Raw genomic sequence first — 18,136 nt, forward strand, 5'->3', positions numbered from 1 at the left:
ATTGCCGGATCGGTCGATGTGATTAGCCTCGATCGGGCAACGAGTTGATCGGGCACAGTCGACATACGGGGAGGACGTCCCATGAAGAGAGCTGTCCGATGAGGGGGCGACGGATCGTCGCCGCGGCCACCGCCACCGGCCTGGTCGCCGCCGGCCTCGCCGTGACCGGCGGGACCGCTGTCGCGCACGGCGGCGGCTACTCGGCCCTGATCCAGCGGGCCTCGTACGGAGTACCGCACATCACCGCGCGCGACTTCGCCAGCCTCGGCTACGGCGTCGGGTACGCCCAGGCGGAGGACAACATCTGCCTGATCGCCGAGAGTGTGGTGACGGTGAGCGCGCAGCGGTCCCGGTTCTTCGGCGCGGCCACCGACAACGTCGCCAGCGACCTTTTCCACCAGAAGGCGATCGACGACCGGGCCGCCGAGCGCTGGCTCGTCGGCCGGCGCGACGGCCTCCGCGCACCCTCGAACGAGGTACGCGACCAGATGCGCGGCTTCGCCGCCGGCTACAACGCCTACCTGCGGGGCGCGCAGAAGAAGATCAACGACCCGGCCTGCGCCGGGCAGGAGTGGGTGCGTCCGATCACCGAGCTGGATCTGTGGCGGGCCAACTGGGCCCGAATGGTCCGGGCCAGCTCCGGCGCACTCGCCGACGGCATCGTCGTCGCCGCGCCACCGGGTGCGGACAGCGCGCCGGTGCGGGCCCCGCAGGCGGAAGCCGTGGTCGCCGCCCGCGACGGGGCGCCGGCGGGGGTGGGCAGCAACGCGTACGGTCTGGGACGCGGCGCCACCACCAGCGGTGCCGGCATGCTGCTGGCGAACCCGCACTTCCCGTGGGACGGCGACGAGCGTTTCTACCGGATGCGACTGAAGGTGCCCGGCCGGTACGACGTGGAGGGCGCGGCCCTGATCGGTGACCCGCTCATCGAGATCGGACACAACGGCAAGGTCGCCTGGTCGCACACCGTCTCCACCGCCCGCCGCTTCGTCTGGCATCAACTCGCTCTGGTGCCGGGCGACCCGACGAGCTACCGCTACGACGGCCGGACCCGGAAGATGACGGCCCGCACGGTCACCGTCCAGACTCCCGCCGGACCGGTCAGCCGTACCCTCTACGACACCCACTTCGGCCCCGTCGTCGTGGTGCCGGGCCGCTTCGACTGGACCACCGACACGGCGTACGCGATCACCGACGTCAACGCCACGAACAACCGCGCCCTTGACGGCTGGCTCGCCATGGGCCGGGCGAGGTCGGTGGGTGAGCTGCGGTCGGTGCTGGACCGGCGGCAGTTCCTGCCCTGGGTCAACGTCATCGCCGCCGACCGGTACGGGCGGGCCCTCTACGCGGACCACTCCGTCGTGCCCCGGGTCACCGACTCCCTCGCGGCCGCGTGCATCCCAGCTTCCTTCCAGAGTTTGTACGCCACGAGCGGCCAGGCCGTCCTCGACGGCTCCCGGTCGTCGTGTGAGCTGGGTCGGGACCGGGACGCGGCGGTGCCCGGCATCCTCGGGCCGGCGAACCTGCCCACGCTTGTCCGCGACGACTACGTGACAAACTCCAACGACAGCTACTGGCTGGCCAACCCCGCGCGCCCGCTCGTCGGGTACCCGCGCATCATCGGTGACGAGCGGACCGTCCGCAGCCTGTGGACCCGGCTCGGCGTGCACCAGGTGCGGCAGCGCCTCGCCGGCACCGACGGGCTGCCCGGCCGGGGCTTCACCGCCGGCCGGCTGTGGGACGTGACGCTCGGCAACCGGGCGTACGGCGGTGAACTGGTCCGCGACGACCTGGTCCGGCTCTGCGAAGCCCAGCCGACGGCCACCGCCTCGGACGGCACCACTGTCGACCTGACGGTCGCCTGTGCCGCGCTCCGTCGCTGGGACCTCCGGGTCGACCTGGGCAGCCGGGGCTCGCACGTGTTCACCGAGTTCGCCCGCGCCGGTGGCCTGCGTTTCGCCGACCCGTTCGACCCGGCCGCCCCGCTGACCACGCCGAACCGGCTCGCCGTCGACGACCCGAGGGTGCGCACGGCACTCGCCGACGCCGTGAAACTGCTCGGCGCCATCCCACTGGACGCCCGCCTCGGCGACATCCAGACCGAACCGCGCGGCGCGGAACGCATCCCCATCCACGGCGGCTGGCCGGAGGCTGGTGTCTTCAACATGATCATCAACCAGGTGCAGCCAGGCGTCGGCTACCCGAAGGTGCGGCACGGCACCTCGTACCTGATGGCCGTCGAGCTGGGTCGAGGCGGCCCGTCGGGCCGGCAGCTGCTCACCTACTCGCAGTCGGCGAACCCGAACTCGCAGTGGTACGCCGACCAGACCCGGCTGTACTCGGCCAAGGGTTGGGACACCATCAAGTTCACCCAGAAGCAGCTACGGGCCGACCCGAACCTGGTCACGTACCGGGTGGGGGAGCGCCACCGCTGACTGGGCTGTGGGGGTCGCGCGTTGCGGCATTCTGGGCTTTCTGATGCGCGCGAGGCCGCGAGATGCCGCATGTCGTGTTGGCACCCGTCGGGCATTCGGTGGTGTGGCCTGGGTGGGTCGGGCTGGGCGGCGAGTTTCCGTCCGGCTCGACAGGCGTCACGGAGCTGGCGGCTGGTAGGTGACCGGCAGCCGGACGGCGGCGTCGATCTCCTCGGTGGTCAGCAGCGGCACGATCCGGGCGTCGACGCCGCCAGATGCCCGCACGGTGATGCCGAGTGCGGCGGCGGTGAGGTTGTCCGGCACCTCGCAGAGCACGTACAGGTCGACTTCGCCGAACGCGTAGTACACGGCCTCCACCTGCCCGCCGGCGTTCTCGATCAAAGCCCTGACCACCTCGGCCCGCGCGGTCCCGCCGTCCTTGGCCAGCCCGGCCATGCCCGGAATCGTGTAGGTCGCTGTGACCAGGTACTTCGCCACGCTGGCACCACCTTCCCACCTCCGCCCGGCCCCGCCGGGCGTGCCGCGCCTACCCGTTTCCGGCCCGGCCACGCCTCACGCCACAGAGTCACCGTGGCCGTGCTCACAGAAAGCTCTGCTGGTCGCTAAACGGGCGGCGAAGTGTCGTTGGCGGGAGCTACTGTGCCGTGCGGGCTTCACCACCGCCGTCGCGCCGGCCCTGGTGCCACGTCGGCCACCACCGCTCGTCCTTCGGACATTCCGACAACAGGAGACCTCGTGACACAGCAATCCGTCGCGGCACCGCAGCCTGTCCCGACCTCGGACAAGCTCGACGCCGCGGTGCTCAAGGTGGCCGGCGTCGTCGTGCTCGGTGCGCTCATGTCGATTCTCGACGTGACGGTGGTGAGCGTCGCGCTGCCGACGTTCCAGAGCGAGTTCGACGCCTCGTACGCCCGCGTCGCCTGGACGATGACCGGCTACACGCTCGCCCTGGCCACTGTCATCCCGCTCAGCGGGTGGGCCGCCGACCGGTTCGGCACCAAACGCCTCTACATGATGGCCCTGGCGCTGTTCACCATCGGCTCCGGCCTGTGCGCCACCGCCGACACGATCGGCGAGTTGATCACCTACCGGGTGTTGCAGGGTCTCGGCGGCGGCATGCTCATGCCGATCGGCATGGCGATCATGACCCGGGCGGCCGGGCCGAACCGGATCGGCCGGCTGATGGCGGTGCTCGGCATCCCGATGCTGCTCGGCCCGATCGGCGGCCCGATCCTGGGCGGCTGGCTGATCGACGTGGCGAGCTGGCACTGGATCTTCCTGATCAACCTGCCGATCGGCGTCGTCGCGCTGGTCTACGCCCAGCTGGCCCTGCCGAAGGACAGCCCGCAGCCCTCCGAGTCGTTCGACTTCCTCGGCATGCTGATGCTCTCGCCCGGTCTCGCCCTGTTCCTGTACGGCGTCTCGACACTGCCCGAGGCCGGCACCTTCGCCGACGCCGAGGTGTGGGGGCCGATGCTGATCGGTGCCGTACTCGTGGTGGCGTTCGTCCTCTACTCGTTCAAGCCCCAGCATCCGCTGCTCGACCTGCGGCTGTTCCGCAACCGCAGGCTGACCATCGCGGCGCTGACCATGTTCGTCTTCATCATCGCCTTCATGGGTGCCGGGCTGCTGTTCCCGAGCTACTTCCTCCAGGTGCGCGGTGAGTCGACGCTGCACGCCGGCCTGCTGATGGCCCCGCAGGGCATCGGCGCCATGGTCACCATGCCGATCGCCGGCATGCTCGCCGACAAGGTGCCGGTGGGCCGGACGGTACCGTTCGCGCTGGTGCTCATCCTCGCCGGGTTCTTCACCTTCACCCAGCTCGACGCCGACACCTCGTACGTGCTGCTCTGCGGCTCGCTGTTCGTGATGGGTCTGGGCATGGGCGGCACGATGATGCCGATCATGACCTCGGCGCTGAAGACGCTCACCGGGCACGAGGTGGCCCGAGGCTCCACGCTCGTCAACATCCTCCAGCAGATCGGTGGTTCCGTAGGTGCCGCGGTGATGTCGGTGATCCTCACCAACGAGCTGAACGGCTCCCGGCCGATCCCCGGCCTGACCGACGAGAACGGCAACCCGGTCACCGAGGCCGGCCTGGCGATCGCCGCCCAGCAGCGGCCGGAGTTGGCGCAGCAGCTTCCCGACCCGTCGATCATCGAGCGCGGGTTGGACTTCGCCGCCAACTCCTTCGCCACCACCTTCTGGGTGGCGTTCGCCCTGGTGGCGGCGACGTTCATCCCGGCCGCGTTCCTGCCCAGGCGACGGGAACGGTCCCACCTGCTCGACGACCAGCCCGGAGACCAGCCGGGCGACCAGCCGAGGACCCCGGTCATCGTCCACTGACCCTCCGCCGCGTCTCGGCGTCGCCGGCCCGCTCGGGTCTGCTCCCTCTCGGCGTCGGCGCGCTACCTCTCGGCGTTGCCTGCCCGCAGAATGCGGCATGTCGGGTGGCAGCTGCTGTTGGGCGGCGTGTCGCGTCGGGCCTGGCGTTGGGGGCGGGCCTGTGTGAGGGGACCCGGGCCGAGGGGGACGGGCTCTCCGCGTCGCGGATTGCGGCATGTCGGGGCTTCCCGGGAGCCGGAAGACCCGACATGCCGCATCCGGTGCCTGGCGGGCGCGCGACGAGGCAGCTCGCGTGCGGGCGGGCGCGCGACGGGGTAGCTGGCGGTAGGGTGCGGCCGGTGGGGCAGATGGGGTTGACGCCGGAGCTGGCGGTGCTGCCGGAGCTGGCCGTACCGCCGGCGGTCGAGGCCGAGCGCGTGATCACCGCAGTGCTGGCCGACCTGCGTTCGGGCGAGCACCGGGGCGTGGTGGTCGACTCGCCGCCGGGGGCCGGAAAGTCGACCCTTGTGGTGCGGGCCGCCATCGAGCTGGCGGATACCGGCGAGCCGCTGATGATCATTGCCCAGACGAACGAGCAGGTCGATGACCTGATCGACAGGCTCGCGACGAAGGCTCCGCAGCTACACCTCGGTCGGCTCTCCGCAGGCGACTACCGGGCGTCGCACCGGGTTCGGGCGCATCCGCAGGTCCGGGTGGCCGCGAAGGTGAGCGATCTGGCCGCCTCGGCAGTGGTCATCGGTACGGCCGCCAAGTGGGCCACGGTCACCGAGGGGTGCTGGCCGTGGGCGATCGTGGACGAGGCGTACCAGATGCGCTCGGACGCCCTGTTGCGCGTGGCCGGCAGGTTCGAGCGGGCCCTGTGCGTGGGTGATCCGGGGCAGCTCGATCCATTTTCCACTGTGGACACCGGTCGGTGGGCGGGGTTGACCTGGGACCCGATGCAGTCGGCGGTGGCGGTGCTGCTGCGGCACAATCCGCAGCTGCCGGTACACCGGTTGCCGGTCTCCTGGCGGTTGCCGGCCTCGGCGGCCCCGGTCGTGTCCCGCGCGTTCTACCCGTTCACCGGTTTCCGCGCCGGTACCGGTCCGGCCGACCGGGCGCTGCACCTCACCGGGGCCGGGTCGGGTGACGCCGTCGACCGGGCTGTGGAGTCGGCCGTCGCCACCGGCTGGGCGCTGTACGAGTTGCCGGCCCGGCACACCGTCCGTACCGACGGGGAAGCCGCCGCGGCGTGTGCCGCGCTCGCGCTGCGGGTGCTGCGGCGCGGGGTGGTCGCGGTCTGCGAGCAGGTGCCCGGTGGCGCGCCGGTCACCGCGGACCGGATCGCCGTCGGCGCCGCCCACCGTGACCAGGTCGCGGTCATCCGCGCGCACCTCGGCGAGGCCGGTGCGGACGTCACAGTCGACACCGCCAACCGCCTCCAGGGCCGGGAGTACGACGTGACGATCGTGCTGCACCCGCTCTCCGGCCGGCGGGACGCCACCGCCTTCCACCTGGAATCGGGGCGGCTCTGCGTGCTCACCTCCCGGCACCGGCAGGCCTGCCTGGTGGTGGCCCGCGCCGGCATCGGCGAACTGCTGGACGCCCACCCCTCGACCGAGGCGCCCCAACTGGACGTGCCGGTCAGGTTCCCCGACGGCTGGGAGGCGAACCAGGCCATCCTGGCCCATCTCACCACTGTGGCCCAGCCGTTGCGTTGACCAGCACCGACGCGATGCAGGATGAACGCGTTCACGCCGTCGTCGATCACCGGGATTCATGTCGGCGTCCCGATACAAGGGCGATTCAGATGATCTGTCGCCGTCTATAGCGTGGGATGCCTAGGCCGTCGGAGAAAGGCGGACCATGACATCCCCATCTGTCTCATTGTCTCGGCGCGGGCTGCTCGCCGGAACCGCGGTCGCCTCGGCCGCGGCGGTCACCGCAACCGTCGTCACCTCACCCGCCGCGGCGGCCGTCCCGGTCCGCGCGGCAGCATCGGCGGTCACCCACGACGGGATCGCCACCGCACGACTGGCCGCCCCGGCGGCCCTGCAACCGGACCTGCACGAGCGGCTGGGCGACTGGTTGGCGTTCTGGTCGGCGAACTCGCCGCGTCGGTGGAGTGTCCCCACGGAGGTGGTAGGCGTGGCCGACTCCGCCGGGGCGGCGTTCACCCTGCGCGCCATCCGGGTGGTGGTGGACGACAGGCCACTCGACGCGTTCCTCGCCGGTCGCGCCGACCACGCGCACCTGGGCACCCTGGCCAGCCTGCATCACCACTTCGGGCAGGTGACGGTCGCCGCCGACGGTGGGCTGCGCGTGGTCGACGGTGCGGCCGGGTTCACCGGGTCGGCTGAACAGGTCGCCTTCGCGGTCGCGGCGTGCCGCGAACTGTGGGGCGTGCCTACCGACGGTGCCACCGGGTGGCGCCATCAGGTGGGCCGCCTCGACGCCGCCTCCCGTTCCGGCTGGGCGGCCTTCACCAGGACGGCACTGCGGCGCGGGCTGCGTACCGACACCTACTGAACGAACCGGAGGAAACACCATGGCACGCCACGAGTTCCGCTTCGTGGTCGACGGCGTCGACCTCACATCCGAGCAGCAGAGCCAGATCGCCGGTGAGATCCAGAAGGCCGGCCTGGCCGCCCTCTCGGTCGCCGGCACCAAGCTCAGTAACCCGCTCGCCCTCGGCCACGCCAACCTGCGGCTGCGGCCGGAGTGGTACGGCCTCTGGGTGATCGACGGTCCGTTCGCCCAGGATCTCGGCGAGAAGATCAACGACATCGGCTTCTGGTTGCAGAAGTGATCCGACAATCGGAGGGACCGGCCGCGACGCCGCGGCCGGTCGCATCGGAGGGGCCGCCGGGCGTGTCAGGGCCGCCGGTCGCGGCGGGGGTGCCGGTCGCGACAGGGCCGGTGGAGCGGATGTGCCCGAGTACGCCGGCGTCCAATGCCACGGTCTTCCTCGGCATGATCACTCCGGCGGGCCGGGTCGCGTACGTGACCCCGGCTCTGCCCGCCGAGGTCGCCGTCGCCGCGGCGGCGGAGGCGGAGGTCCCGGTGGAGGCCCGCTACCGGCTCGCCGGTCCGTGCGTCACCAGCAGGTGCGGCTTCTGGACAGGTGACCACTGCGGGCTCGGTGAACGCCTGGTCACGTCGTACGCGCAGACCGTCGGCGAGCCGGAGGTGGAGCTGCCCCGCTGCGCCATCCGGCGTACCTGCCGCTGGTTCGCCGAGCAGGGGCCGCCGGCCTGCGTCGCCTGCGCCCACGTGGTCACCGACGCCCGCTGAACCGCGACGGCCCGGCGTGTCGGCCCGGTCGGCTACCGTCGGTTGCCATGAGGGCGCAGGCGGGCGGATTCATGATCGGGCGGGATCATCCGGCCGGTCTGTTGCGGGCCGAGGTCGACCGGGCCACCGCCAGCCACGGCGGCCTGGTCCTGGTCGCCGGTGAGCCGGGCATCGGCAAGACCACCCTGGTGACCGCCGCCGCCGACGAGGCCCGCAGGCAGGGCGCGCTGGTGCTCGGTGGGGCCTGCTGGGACTCGGCGAGTGCCCCCGGCTACTGGCCCTGGACCCAGGTGCTGCGCAGGTTGCGCCGGTCGCCGCAGGACTGGGCGATGGCCCGGGAATCCGCCGAGCCGGCGCTGGCCCTCCTGCTCGGCGAGGCGGGTGCTCCGGTGCCGGCGACCGCCCGCAGCGAGGCCGGCTCGCTGGTGCCGGGCATCGCGCACGGCGAGGCGGGTGCTCTGGTGCCGGCCACCGCCAGCGGCGACGTCGGCTTCCCGCTGCCGGTCGCCGTCGCTGACCTGGGCGATGCGGCCGAGCAGGAAGAGTTCGCCCTGTCCGACGCGGTCACCACAGCCCTTGTCGCGGTGTCGCAGCGCCGGCCGGTCATGGTGATCCTCGACGACCTGCACTGGGCCGACGCGGCATCGGTGCGACTGCTACGGTTCGCCGCCCAGCACACCTGGTTCGAGCGGGTGCTGCTGGTCGGGACGTACCGCGACGCCGAGGTGGAGGCCGCCGACCACCCGCTGCGACAGTTGCTGATGTCGCTGGTGGCCAAGGCCACCACGATCAGCCTCACCGGGCTGTCCCGTGACGAGGTCGGTGCGCTGATGGCCCGCACCGCCGGCCGGGAGCCCGACTCCAACTGCGTCGACGATGTGCACAGGCGCACCGGCGGCAACCCCTTCTTCGTGGAGCAGACCGCCCGGCTGTGGCACGTCGACGGCGCGCTCGCCGCCATCCCACCCGGCGTACGGGAGGTGGTCCGGCGTCGGCTGGACCACCTGCCCAGCATGGTCAGCGACGCGCTCACCGTCGCCGCCGTGCTGGGCCGGGAGTTCCACGGCGAGGTTCTGGCGGCCAGTGTCGGCCTGCCACCGACCCGGGTCGGCGAGTTGCTGGATGTCGCGGTGACCGCGCGGCTGCTGCTCAACATCGGTGACGGCCGGTACGCCTTCGTGCACGACCTGGTCCGCGAGACGCTGTACGACGCGCTGACCGACGACGACCGTGGGGCTCGGCACGCAGCCGTGGTGCGGGCCGTCGAGGAGCACCATGCGCTGGACCGGTTGCTGATCCCCGCCGACGTTGCCCGCCACGCGTGGCTGGCCGGCGCTCATCTGGACCCGACCCGGGTGACCGAGCTGCTGCTCGAAGCCGCGCGGGACGCCAGGTGCCGGCTGGCGCTCGAGGAGTCCACGGTTCATCTTCGGCGGGCGCTTGAGGTGGTGCGGGACGACCTCCAGCGAGTCAAGATCATGACTGCGTTGACCGATCAGCTCTTCCACTGCGGTGACCGGGAGGAGGCGCGTCAGCTGCTCGGCGACGCGACAGCGCTGGCGCTGACGGTCGACGACCACGCGGCGCTGGCCCGGTTCGCGCTCAACGCGCGTCGCCACTGGCAGCTGGAGCCGATACCGGGCATCGACGGCGAGGCACTGCTGCGCGAGGCGTACCGGCGGCTCATCGGCGAACCCGACGACAGCGTCGGACCGGCCGTCCTCGAAGCGGATCTGATGACCGCCACTGAGACGCTCGCCCGGTCGACGCGGGACGACGAGGCGCTCACCTTCAGTCTGTGGGCACGCCATGACTCCACCTGGGGGTTGGGTACCGCCCCCGAACGGGCCGCCCTCACCGGCGAGATCCGCGACGTCGCGCGCCGCAACGGCGACCGCGAGACCGAGCTGTGGTCCACCTCCCTGCGCTGGGTCGCGCTGCTGGAACTCGGTGACCCGCACTACCTCGCCGAACTCACCGCCTTCGTCACCGGCGGACGACAGACCGGCAAGCCCCGGCACCGGATGGCCGCGGCCATCGACGGCGGCATCATCGGCGCCTTCCGGGGCGACTTCGCCGATGCCGAGGTCTGCTACCGGGAGTTCGGCGAGCTGGACGAGTGGGAACATTCCGACCACGCCTTCCTCGGCCACCACCTGCGCTGGGCGTTGCTGCTGCTGCGGGGTCGACTCGACGACGCCGATGCACTGCTCGCCGGGCTGACCACTGCCGAACATCCGCACCTCGTCCTGCTGCGGGCGATCACCGCCGCCGAACGCGGTGACCACCGCAGAGCGACAGACCTCGTCGCGCAGCTCGAAGCCGTGGGTACCCGGTTCGCCGGGTCGATCTCGCCGATGTGGCTGCGGGCGCGCGCCCAGGCCACCGTCGCCGACCCGAGCCGCTGCGCCGAGGCCCGTCAGGCGCTGTTGCCGTACCGGGGCCAGTGGCTCGTGTCGCTGTACGGCTGCGACGTCAGCGGCCCGGTGGATCACTGGCTCGCCGTGATCGACGCCGCCGAGCAGCGTTGGGACGACGCCGTCGCCGGATTCACCGCAGCCCGCGCCGCCGCTGACCGGATGGGCGCCCGCCCGTGGTCGCTGATCGCCCGGGCCGCGCTTGTCGACGTCCTGACCGTTCGTGGCGCCCCGGGTGATGCCGCTAGTGCCGCTGCTCTGCGCGCCGCTGCCGAGCAGGAGGCACACCAGCTCGACGTGCCGCAGGTGCTGGCCCGACTCGCCGCAGCCGGATCGGCGATGCCGTCCATCGAGGCACCCGGGCGGTCCGCCGAGGCGGACCCGGCGGCGGGCTCGGCCGCAACGGGCCCGGCGACGGCAGGCTCGGCCATGGCTGTCCCCGTGACGGCGGGCTCGGCCCCGGTGCCGGGTGGGAACGGTGGTGCCCTGGGTCAGGCGTACGAGTTCCGGCGCGACGGCGCCGTCTGGCGGCTCACCTTCGAGGGCAGCACGGTTCATCTGCCCGACGCCAAAGGGCTGCACGACCTGCGCCTGCTGCTCGGCCGCCCGGGAGTCGACGTGCCCGTGTTCGAACTGCTCGATCCGGCCGCCGGGCCGGAACTCGTCGCCGCCCGCCGGATGGGCGGTGACCAGGTGCTCGACGACGAGGCGAAGAACCGGTACCGGCGGCACCTGGACCGGCTCGACGACGAGATCGACCTGGCGGCCGGACGCGGCGACGAGGCCAGGGTGTCGGCGCTGGACACCGAGCGGCAGGCGCTCATCGACCAGTTGCGGGCCGCCGCCGGTCTGGCCGGACGCACGCGGCGGCTCGGTGACGAGACCGAGCGCGCCCGCAAGACGGTCACCGCCCGCATCCGCGACACCCTGCGGCGCCTCGACCAGCGGCACCCACCACTCGCCGCCCACCTGCGCGTCACGGTCTCCACCGGCACCGCCTGCCGCTACCTCCCACCCACCTCCCTCCCCTGGCACCTCTAACCCCACCCACCCCACCCACCCCCGCCTCATGATCAACGGGGCGGGGGGCGGGACGGGGTGGGGGGTGGGGGTCAGCGGCGGTTGTAGCGGTACATGGTGAGGGTGCCGAAGACGACGATGAAGGCGGCGCTCCAGAGGACGATCCACATCATCGCCGAGGCGTCAGTGGTGCCGGCCATCGCGGCGCGTACCGAGGACACCAGGTGGGTGATCGGGTTGGCCTTGACGAACGCCTGGAGCCAGCCGGGCATCGTGGACGGGTCGACGAAGACGTTACTCAGGAAGGTCAGCGGGAACAGCACCATCATGCTGACCCCCATCACCGACTTCTCGCTGCGCAGGATCAGCCCGAAGAACGTCCAGACCCAGGAGAACGCGAAGGAGAAGACCACGAGCAGGCCGATGCCGGCGAGGACGCCGAGCACGCCGCCGTCGGGGCGGAAGCCGAGCACCAGCCCGACGGTCAGGATCACCAGCGCGGCGAGGATGTAGCGCAGCACGTCGCCGACGATCATGCCGACCAGCGCGGCGGGCCGCCACACCGGCAGCGTCCGGAACCTGTCGAAGACGCCCTTCTCGATGTCCGTGTTCAGCCCGACGCCGGTGTACATGGTGATCATCACGACGCTCGTCACCATGATGCCCGGCAGGAAGAACTGCAGGTAGTCACGGGGGCTGTCGGCGAGCGCGCCACCGAACAGGTACGTGAACATCAGCACCATGATGATCGGGAACGCGGTCACGTCGAACAGCTGCTCCGGGACGTGCTTGATCTTCAACAGGGCACGCCAGCTGAAGGTCAGCGACGCCGACAGTGGGCTCGGCCGGGGCGGTCGGGCACCCGGCGCGAGGACCGTCGCGAGCGCCTCGGACGAGGGTACGAAGACCGTCGGCGCCCGGCCGGTCGAGGTGGCGGTGTCGCTGCTCATCGGGCTGCCTCCAGCTCGTCGTCCCGCTCGTCGGTGGCCGGTACGGCGGGGTGGTCGGTCAGGGCCAGGAAGACCTCGTCCAGACTCGGCTGGCCGAGGGAGAAGTCGTCGACCACGATGCCGGCGCGGGACAGCTCGCCGAGTGCCCGGGCGGCCTGCGCGCTGGCGTCCAGTTCGGTGCCGTCGCCGCCGACCCGGGCGGTGATCGCCACCGGGTCGGCCTCCAGTTGGACGGGCACGCTCAGCGTGGCCTGCAACACCCGCTCGGCCTCGGGCCGCTGGTCCGCGTCGCGTAGCCGCAGGTGGACCGTGCCGGAGCCGACAGACGACTTCAACTCGCCAGGGGTGCCCTCCGCGATCACCCGGCCGTGGTCGACCACCGCGATCCGGCTGGCCAGCTTGTCGGCCTCGTCCAGGTACTGCGTGGTCAGCAGCACCGTCGTGCCGTGCGAGACCACCGCCCGGATGATCTCCCACACCTGGTTACGGCTGCGCGGATCCAGCCCCGTCGTCGGCTCGTCGAGGAAGAGCAGGTCGGGGGTGTTGAGGATGCTCGCCGCGATGTCGATGCGTCGCCGCATGCCACCCGAGTACTTCTTCACCTGCCGTCCGGCCGCCTCGGTCAGCCCGAACGCGGCCAACAGCTGCTCCGCCCGTTGCCGGGCGGCGGACTTGGGCAGCCCGAGCAGCCGACCCAGCAGGATGAGGTTCTCCGTGCCGGTCAGATCCTCGTCCACCGAGGCGTACTGGCCGGTCAGGCTGACCCGGGAGCGGACCGCGTCGGCCTCGGAGACCACGTCGTGACCGAACACCCGGGCCTGCCCACCGTCCGGACGCAGCAGGGTGGCCAGTACGCGTACCGCTGTGGTCTTGCCGGCGCCGTTCGGCCCGAGCAGCCCGTACACGGCACCTGCCGGAACCTGGAGGTCGAGGCCGGCGAGCGCGCGGGTCTCACCGAACGACCGGGTCAGACCCTCGGCCTCGATGGCGAGGCCGGTGGTGCGTCTACTCATGATTGCGAAGTTTCCTTCCGTTCGTCACGCCTGTGAGCCGGGCCGCCGCGACCCGACGCCCCACCACACCCCACGGGTACGACAGGATGCTCCCTTCCCGTGGCCATCCGCCAGCTTTAACGACGCTGGCCGGCGGGAGTGGTCGGCTCACCCGACAGGCGCGAGACGGCGGGCAGCCGCCGCTAGATCTGATCTAGCGGCGGCTGCCCCGACACCTCCTGTCGGCAGTGATCCGGGCCGTGGCCGGCCCGGCACGCTGCCGGCCCCCGCTACCAGGCGGTGTCGAGCCGGTGCCGTTGCTCGGGCGTCAGCGTCAGGTCCACGGCGGCGAGGCTCTCGTCCAACTGCGCCACCGAGGAGACGCCCACCAGCGGGATGGTGGGGATGTCGCCGTCGATGAGCCAGGCCAGCACCACCTGGTTGACAGTCGCACCTGTCTCCTTCGCGACCTCCCGCAGCGCGGCCAGCCGCACCGGCACGCTCGGCAGGTCGTGATCCGGCCCCAGCGGCTTGTCCGGCCGGACGTAGGCGCCCCACAGCAGCGACCCGTACGACACCAGGGTCAGGCCGGGCTCGGCCCGCAGGTAGCTGGCCAACTCGCCACCGACCGCGCCCACGTTGCCGTCGACGTCGAGGTCGGTCGGCCCGTCCTGCCGGGCCGGCAGGTAGCTGCGGTGGTACTGGAGCACCTCGTACCCGGGCAGCCCGGCCGCGGCGGCCAGCGCCCGGGCCCGTTCCACCCGCCAGGTCCGGTGGTTGCTCGCGCCGAGCAGCCCCACGGTGCCCTCGGCGACCAGCTCGGCGAAAGCCTCGACGGTCTCCCGCAGTGGCACCCGGTGATCCTCGATGTGGGCGTAGAGCAGGTCCAGCCGGTCCATGCCGAGCCGTTCCCGGCTGCGCTCGGCGGACTCCCGGATCACCTTCGCCGACAACCCCTCCGGGTTGTCCAGGTAGCTGGTGCCGGGGGCCAGCGGTCGCGCACCGAGTTTGGTGGCGATGACTATCTCGTCGCCGATGCCCCGGCTGCGCCGCCACCGGCCGAGCAGTTCCTCGCTGTCGCCGCCCTGCCCGCCGGTCATCCAGAAGGCGTAGTTGTTCGACGTGTCGATGAAGGTACCGCCGGCCTCGACGAACCGGTCCAAGATGGCGTACGAGGTGGCCTCGTCGGTCTTCGTGCCGAACAGCATCGCGCCGAGGCTGAGCACGCTCACCTCGCGACGAGTACGCCTGTCGCTGCCGATCGTGCGATACCGCATGGGGAACTCCTCTCCTGCGTCCGGACGACGTGGACGCGGCACCAGCCTGCGTCTTCGAGCGCACTCGAGGTCAACCCCTGAGCGAGCGGTCGATCCGGGATCACCGTGCGGTCCGTTTCCGCGCCCCGGCTGACCTGACTCCCTCGTCCGAAGGTCCATCGGCTGCGGCACCGGAGCCCGGTGCGGAGCGGCACGCCCACCCATACGGTGTGTTCCTGCCCGCTCTCACTGCGTAGAGGAGCCGCCTCGTGCCACAGTTGCCGGACCTGCCCTTCGGCGTGGAGTACGCGGCAGTCGGGGTTTTCCTGTTGGCGGTGCTCGTCGCGGTGATCCAGCAGTTCTTCGCCGACTGGATCAAAGCCCTGCTGGCCCGGCTCTGGGGCCGCGTAGCCGGCCGGCGACGAGGCATCCGGGCCGACGAGTGGCGTCGCTACCGGGCCTGGGTCGCGCGCACCTACAACCGGATGGAACTCGGTTTTCTCCGGGACGTCTCGGTCACGCTTGACGAGGTGTACGTGCCGTTGGAGTACGAGCAGGACGGCCGGCGGGTCGACATCTACCGCGACGTCCAGGGTCGCCGCCGCACGGTGATCCTCGGTGCGGCCGGAGCGGGCAAGTCCATGCTGCTGCGGCATTCGATGGTGCGCTGGGCGGCGGCGCCCGAACGGTTCGACCGGGTACCGGTGCTCGTCGAACTCGCCAGGTCCAACCGGGACGGACGCACGATCCGGCAACTGATCGCGGAGGTCCTCGGCCGGCTCGACGACGAATCGGCGAGTCGCCGCCGGCATCGCCCCGCCCCTCCGCTCGTCGCCGACGCGGAGCAGGTCGCCGAGATGGCGCTGGCCAGTGGCCGGCTCTGTGTCTTCCTCGACGGGCTCGACGAGGTGGTCACCGAACGACGGGGCGCTGTCGCCGAGGACATCAAGGAGTTCGCCGAGCGCCATCCGACCACCCAGATCGTGGTCACCTGCCGCGACGCGGTCTACGACGGTGACCTGCGGCCGGTCTTCGATCGGGAGATCCGGGTGGCCGGCTTCGACGACGCCGGTATCCGGCACTTCCTGCGGCTCTGGTTCACCCGCCGCCCGGGCGCGGAGCAGCACCCGCCCGGGCGGGAACGCGACGAGGTGTCCACCGAATCCCGGCACATCGTCGAGCAACTCCTGGCGGAACTGCGGTCGAGCCCGACGGTGATGAGGCTGGCTCGTAGCCCCCTGATGCTCACCATGATTAGCACGTTGTACGAGGCGGACGCCGGTGCCGGCCCGATGTTGACCAACTCGCGGGCGGAGTTCTACCAGCAGGCCGTCGAGCACCTGCTGCGCCGGGACCGGGATCTGGGCCGACACCGCAATCTGGCCCGCTACCAGGCCGGCCACAAGCTGATGGCGTTGCGGGCGGTCGCGCTGGCCGCCCAGGGCGGCCGATCCCAGGGCACCGACCGCCGGGTGATCGGCGAGGCGGAGGTGTACGCCGAACTCGCCCGTATCCTGCCCCGGTTCCGCCTGGCCGAGGAGCACCTGCCGCGCATGGTCGACGAGATCGTGGAGCGCAGCGGGCTGCTGATCCGGATCGACGACAACAACCTGCTCTACGAGTTCGCCCACCTGACCCTGCAGGAATACCTCGCGGCAGTGGAACTCGCCGACGACCCCGAGCGGTTGCTCGGGCTCTACCGGGAGAACCCGGGCCGGTGGCGGGAGACGGTGAAGCTCTGGTGCGCCGGGGCCAACCGCGACGCCTCAGGTGTGGTCCGGCAGATCTTCGCCGGTGACGACCGGGACAAGCTGCTCGCCCTGGAGTGCATCGCCGAGGCCCGGCAGATCGACGAGAGCCTCGCCGCGACAATCGTGGACAGTCAGCTTCGGTTGCTCGGCAGCCCGGTGGCGGACAAGCATCTGGTGCTGGCGGCGCTCGGTGCGGTGGCCGGTAATCCTGGGCCGTTCGGCCAGGTGCTGTTCGACAGCCTGGCGCAGCAGGCGCGCTCCGGCGGCCAGGTGGCCGAGGACGCTGTGGTGGCCCTCGCGGAGTCCCGCCGCCGCGAGGCGATCGAACTGCTGAGTGAGATGGCGGTACGGGTACCGGCGGCCCGTACCGCCTTGCGGGCCACGGGTGAGCTGGCCATCCCGACCCTCGCCGCCCGGGCCGGCGCCGGCTCGGTTGCCGCCGTCGACGACCTGGCCGCCGTCGGCACCCCCGCCGCCGCAGTGGCCCTTGCGGAACAGCTGTGGGCGGGCGACATGGAGGTCGCCGTACGCGCGGCGTGGCGACTGGCCGTCCTGGTCGGCGCGCCGGACGTGGAGAACGAACTGCGCACCTTCGACCCCACGGCTGTGGAGGCCGCGTCCGTGGCCGCCCAGGCGGCGCGGTCGGCCGAGCGGCGGTCGGGACGGGTGCGGGGCGCGGAGTGGTACGACTGGCTGTGGGCGCCCTTCGAGCCGGGTACCCCGATGGCCCGGACGATGGGCCGCCTCGGTTGGTTGATTCTCGATTCGGCGGACGATGTCCCGGGCGATCTCGGTGCCGTCGACGTGCGTCTCGCGGTGGGCCTCGTCGCACGCCCCGGTGCGTTCAGCGCCGGCAAGGCGTCGAAGGAACTGACCGATGAGCTCAATCGCAAGGCGCACAGCTTCGGCTACAAGCGACTGCTCTCCGGCGCCTTCGGCACGTACGAGATCCGCGACATGCTCGACCTGGTGGCCCGGCGGGAGCCCGAGGCCGCGCGCGACCTGGCGGTGCAGGCGTTGCGGCCTCGGGTGTCCGGTTGGCGGGCCGCGTTGCTGACCCGGCTGCCCATGCCGGTGTTGACGGAGTTGGCCGGTCGACTGTGGACAGGTGGCGTGCTCGACGCCGACCTGCGGGACTGGCGGACGCTCAACGAGCGGCCCGAGGCGCCCACGGTCCTGACCTTCCTGCGCAACGTCGCCGTGACGCTCGGGGCGCTGGCCGGTGTGGTCCTGGTCGGCATCGCCGTCATCCGGTCGTTCAGCACGGTGATCGGCTGGTGGGCCTGGGGGCCGATGGGCGCGGCAGTGGCCGTGGTGCTCTGCACGGCAGCCATTGTGGTGTCCTTCGTGATCTTAGTGATCATGTCGGCTGACGACGACAAGTTCTGGATACCCGTCCTCGTCATGCTCATCGGCCTGGTCGGACTGGTCGGCGTGGGTGCGCCCGTCGCGTTCGCCACCGCGGCCGGTTGGCTGGGCGTCGAGTCCACAATGGCGCTGACGGTGGCGCTCGTGGGCGCGATGGTCCTGCTGGTGCGCTCGACCCGGCTGCGCGAACGGGCATTGCGCAACCCGTACCGGGCCCTGCTCGACCGGGCGCCAACGGCCCGCACCGCCGAACAGACCGTGATCGGCCGTCAGGCCACAGGTGGCAGCGGCAGGTCACGGCAGCCGGTCAGGACCGGCGGCTGAGTCC

The 18,136-nt window shown here is 71.7% G+C and carries 12 protein-coding genes; 8 read left to right on the forward strand and 4 right to left on the reverse strand.

Going from position 1 to position 18,136, the window contains the following annotated elements:
* Positions 1 to 98 precede the first annotated feature (98 nt).
* On the forward strand, positions 99 to 2,435 hold the full coding sequence (locus Van01_RS00385) for an acylase (RefSeq protein WP_203997628.1): 2,337 nt from the start codon (positions 99 to 101) through the stop codon (positions 2,433 to 2,435).
* Positions 2,436 to 2,591: 156 nt separating this feature from the next.
* On the opposite strand, the gene Van01_RS00390 is transcribed toward Van01_RS00385, so the two are convergent.
* A complete protein-coding gene (locus Van01_RS00390) occupies positions 2,592 to 2,912 on the reverse strand; it encodes a GYD domain-containing protein (RefSeq protein ID WP_203997631.1) in 321 nt (106 codons plus the stop codon).
* A 258-nt stretch (positions 2,913 to 3,170) separates the two neighbouring features.
* On the opposite strand from Van01_RS00390, the gene Van01_RS00395 reads away from it, so the two are divergent.
* From Van01_RS00395 to Van01_RS00420, 6 genes are all read left to right on the forward strand, one after another.
* On the forward strand, positions 3,171 to 4,781 hold the full coding sequence (locus tag Van01_RS00395) for a DHA2 family efflux MFS transporter permease subunit (protein ID WP_203997634.1): 1,611 nt from the start codon (positions 3,171 to 3,173) through the stop codon (positions 4,779 to 4,781).
* 347 nt (positions 4,782 to 5,128) lie between these two features.
* Positions 5,129 to 6,481 carry an AAA domain-containing protein gene (locus Van01_RS00400; protein WP_203997720.1) on the forward strand — a complete coding sequence of 451 codons (1,353 nt, stop codon included), beginning with the start codon at positions 5,129 to 5,131 and terminating at the stop codon, positions 6,479 to 6,481.
* Positions 6,482 to 6,626: 145 nt separating this feature from the next.
* Complete coding sequence (locus tag Van01_RS00405; RefSeq protein ID WP_203997638.1) at positions 6,627 to 7,289, forward strand: hypothetical protein; 663 nt, start codon at positions 6,627 to 6,629, stop codon at positions 7,287 to 7,289.
* 19 nt (positions 7,290 to 7,308) lie between these two features.
* Entirely contained in the window at positions 7,309 to 7,569 is a 261-nt protein-coding gene (locus Van01_RS00410) for a hypothetical protein (protein ID WP_093401959.1), read from the forward strand.
* A gap of 62 nt (positions 7,570 to 7,631) precedes the next feature.
* Positions 7,632 to 8,054, forward strand: coding sequence for a hypothetical protein (locus tag Van01_RS00415; RefSeq protein WP_239098791.1), 423 nt, complete (start codon positions 7,632 to 7,634; stop codon positions 8,052 to 8,054).
* Between the two features lie 47 nt (positions 8,055 to 8,101).
* Positions 8,102 to 11,512 (forward strand): ATP-binding protein, encoded by a 3,411-nt coding sequence (locus Van01_RS00420; RefSeq protein ID WP_203997641.1) that lies wholly within the window; start codon positions 8,102 to 8,104, stop codon positions 11,510 to 11,512.
* Between the two features lie 71 nt (positions 11,513 to 11,583).
* On the opposite strand, the gene Van01_RS00425 is transcribed toward Van01_RS00420, so the two are convergent.
* The 3 genes from Van01_RS00425 to Van01_RS00435 form a co-directional block, all read right to left on the reverse strand.
* Positions 11,584 to 12,441 (reverse strand): ABC transporter permease, encoded by an 858-nt coding sequence (locus Van01_RS00425; protein ID WP_203997644.1) that lies wholly within the window; start codon positions 12,439 to 12,441, stop codon positions 11,584 to 11,586.
* Positions 12,438 to 13,454 carry an ATP-binding cassette domain-containing protein gene (locus tag Van01_RS00430; RefSeq protein WP_203997646.1) on the reverse strand — a complete coding sequence of 339 codons (1,017 nt, stop codon included), beginning with the start codon at positions 13,452 to 13,454 and terminating at the stop codon, positions 12,438 to 12,440. The genes Van01_RS00425 and Van01_RS00430 overlap by 4 nt, the downstream gene beginning before the upstream one ends.
* Before the next feature lie 269 nt (positions 13,455 to 13,723).
* Positions 13,724 to 14,710 (reverse strand): aldo/keto reductase, encoded by a 987-nt coding sequence (locus Van01_RS00435; protein ID WP_203997650.1) that lies wholly within the window; start codon positions 14,708 to 14,710, stop codon positions 13,724 to 13,726.
* Positions 14,711 to 14,958: 248 nt separating this feature from the next.
* Here Van01_RS00435 and Van01_RS00440 point away from each other — a divergent pair, with 248 nt between their 5' ends.
* Positions 14,959 to 18,132: an NACHT domain-containing protein gene (locus tag Van01_RS00440; protein ID WP_203997653.1), complete on the forward strand. Its 3,174-nt coding sequence runs from the start codon at positions 14,959 to 14,961 to the stop codon at positions 18,130 to 18,132.
* Positions 18,133 to 18,136: the final 4 nt, after the last annotated feature.

The sequence above is a fragment of the Micromonospora andamanensis genome, assembly GCF_016863495.1.
Classification (GTDB): Bacteria; Actinomycetota; Actinomycetes; order Mycobacteriales; family Micromonosporaceae; genus Micromonospora; species Micromonospora andamanensis.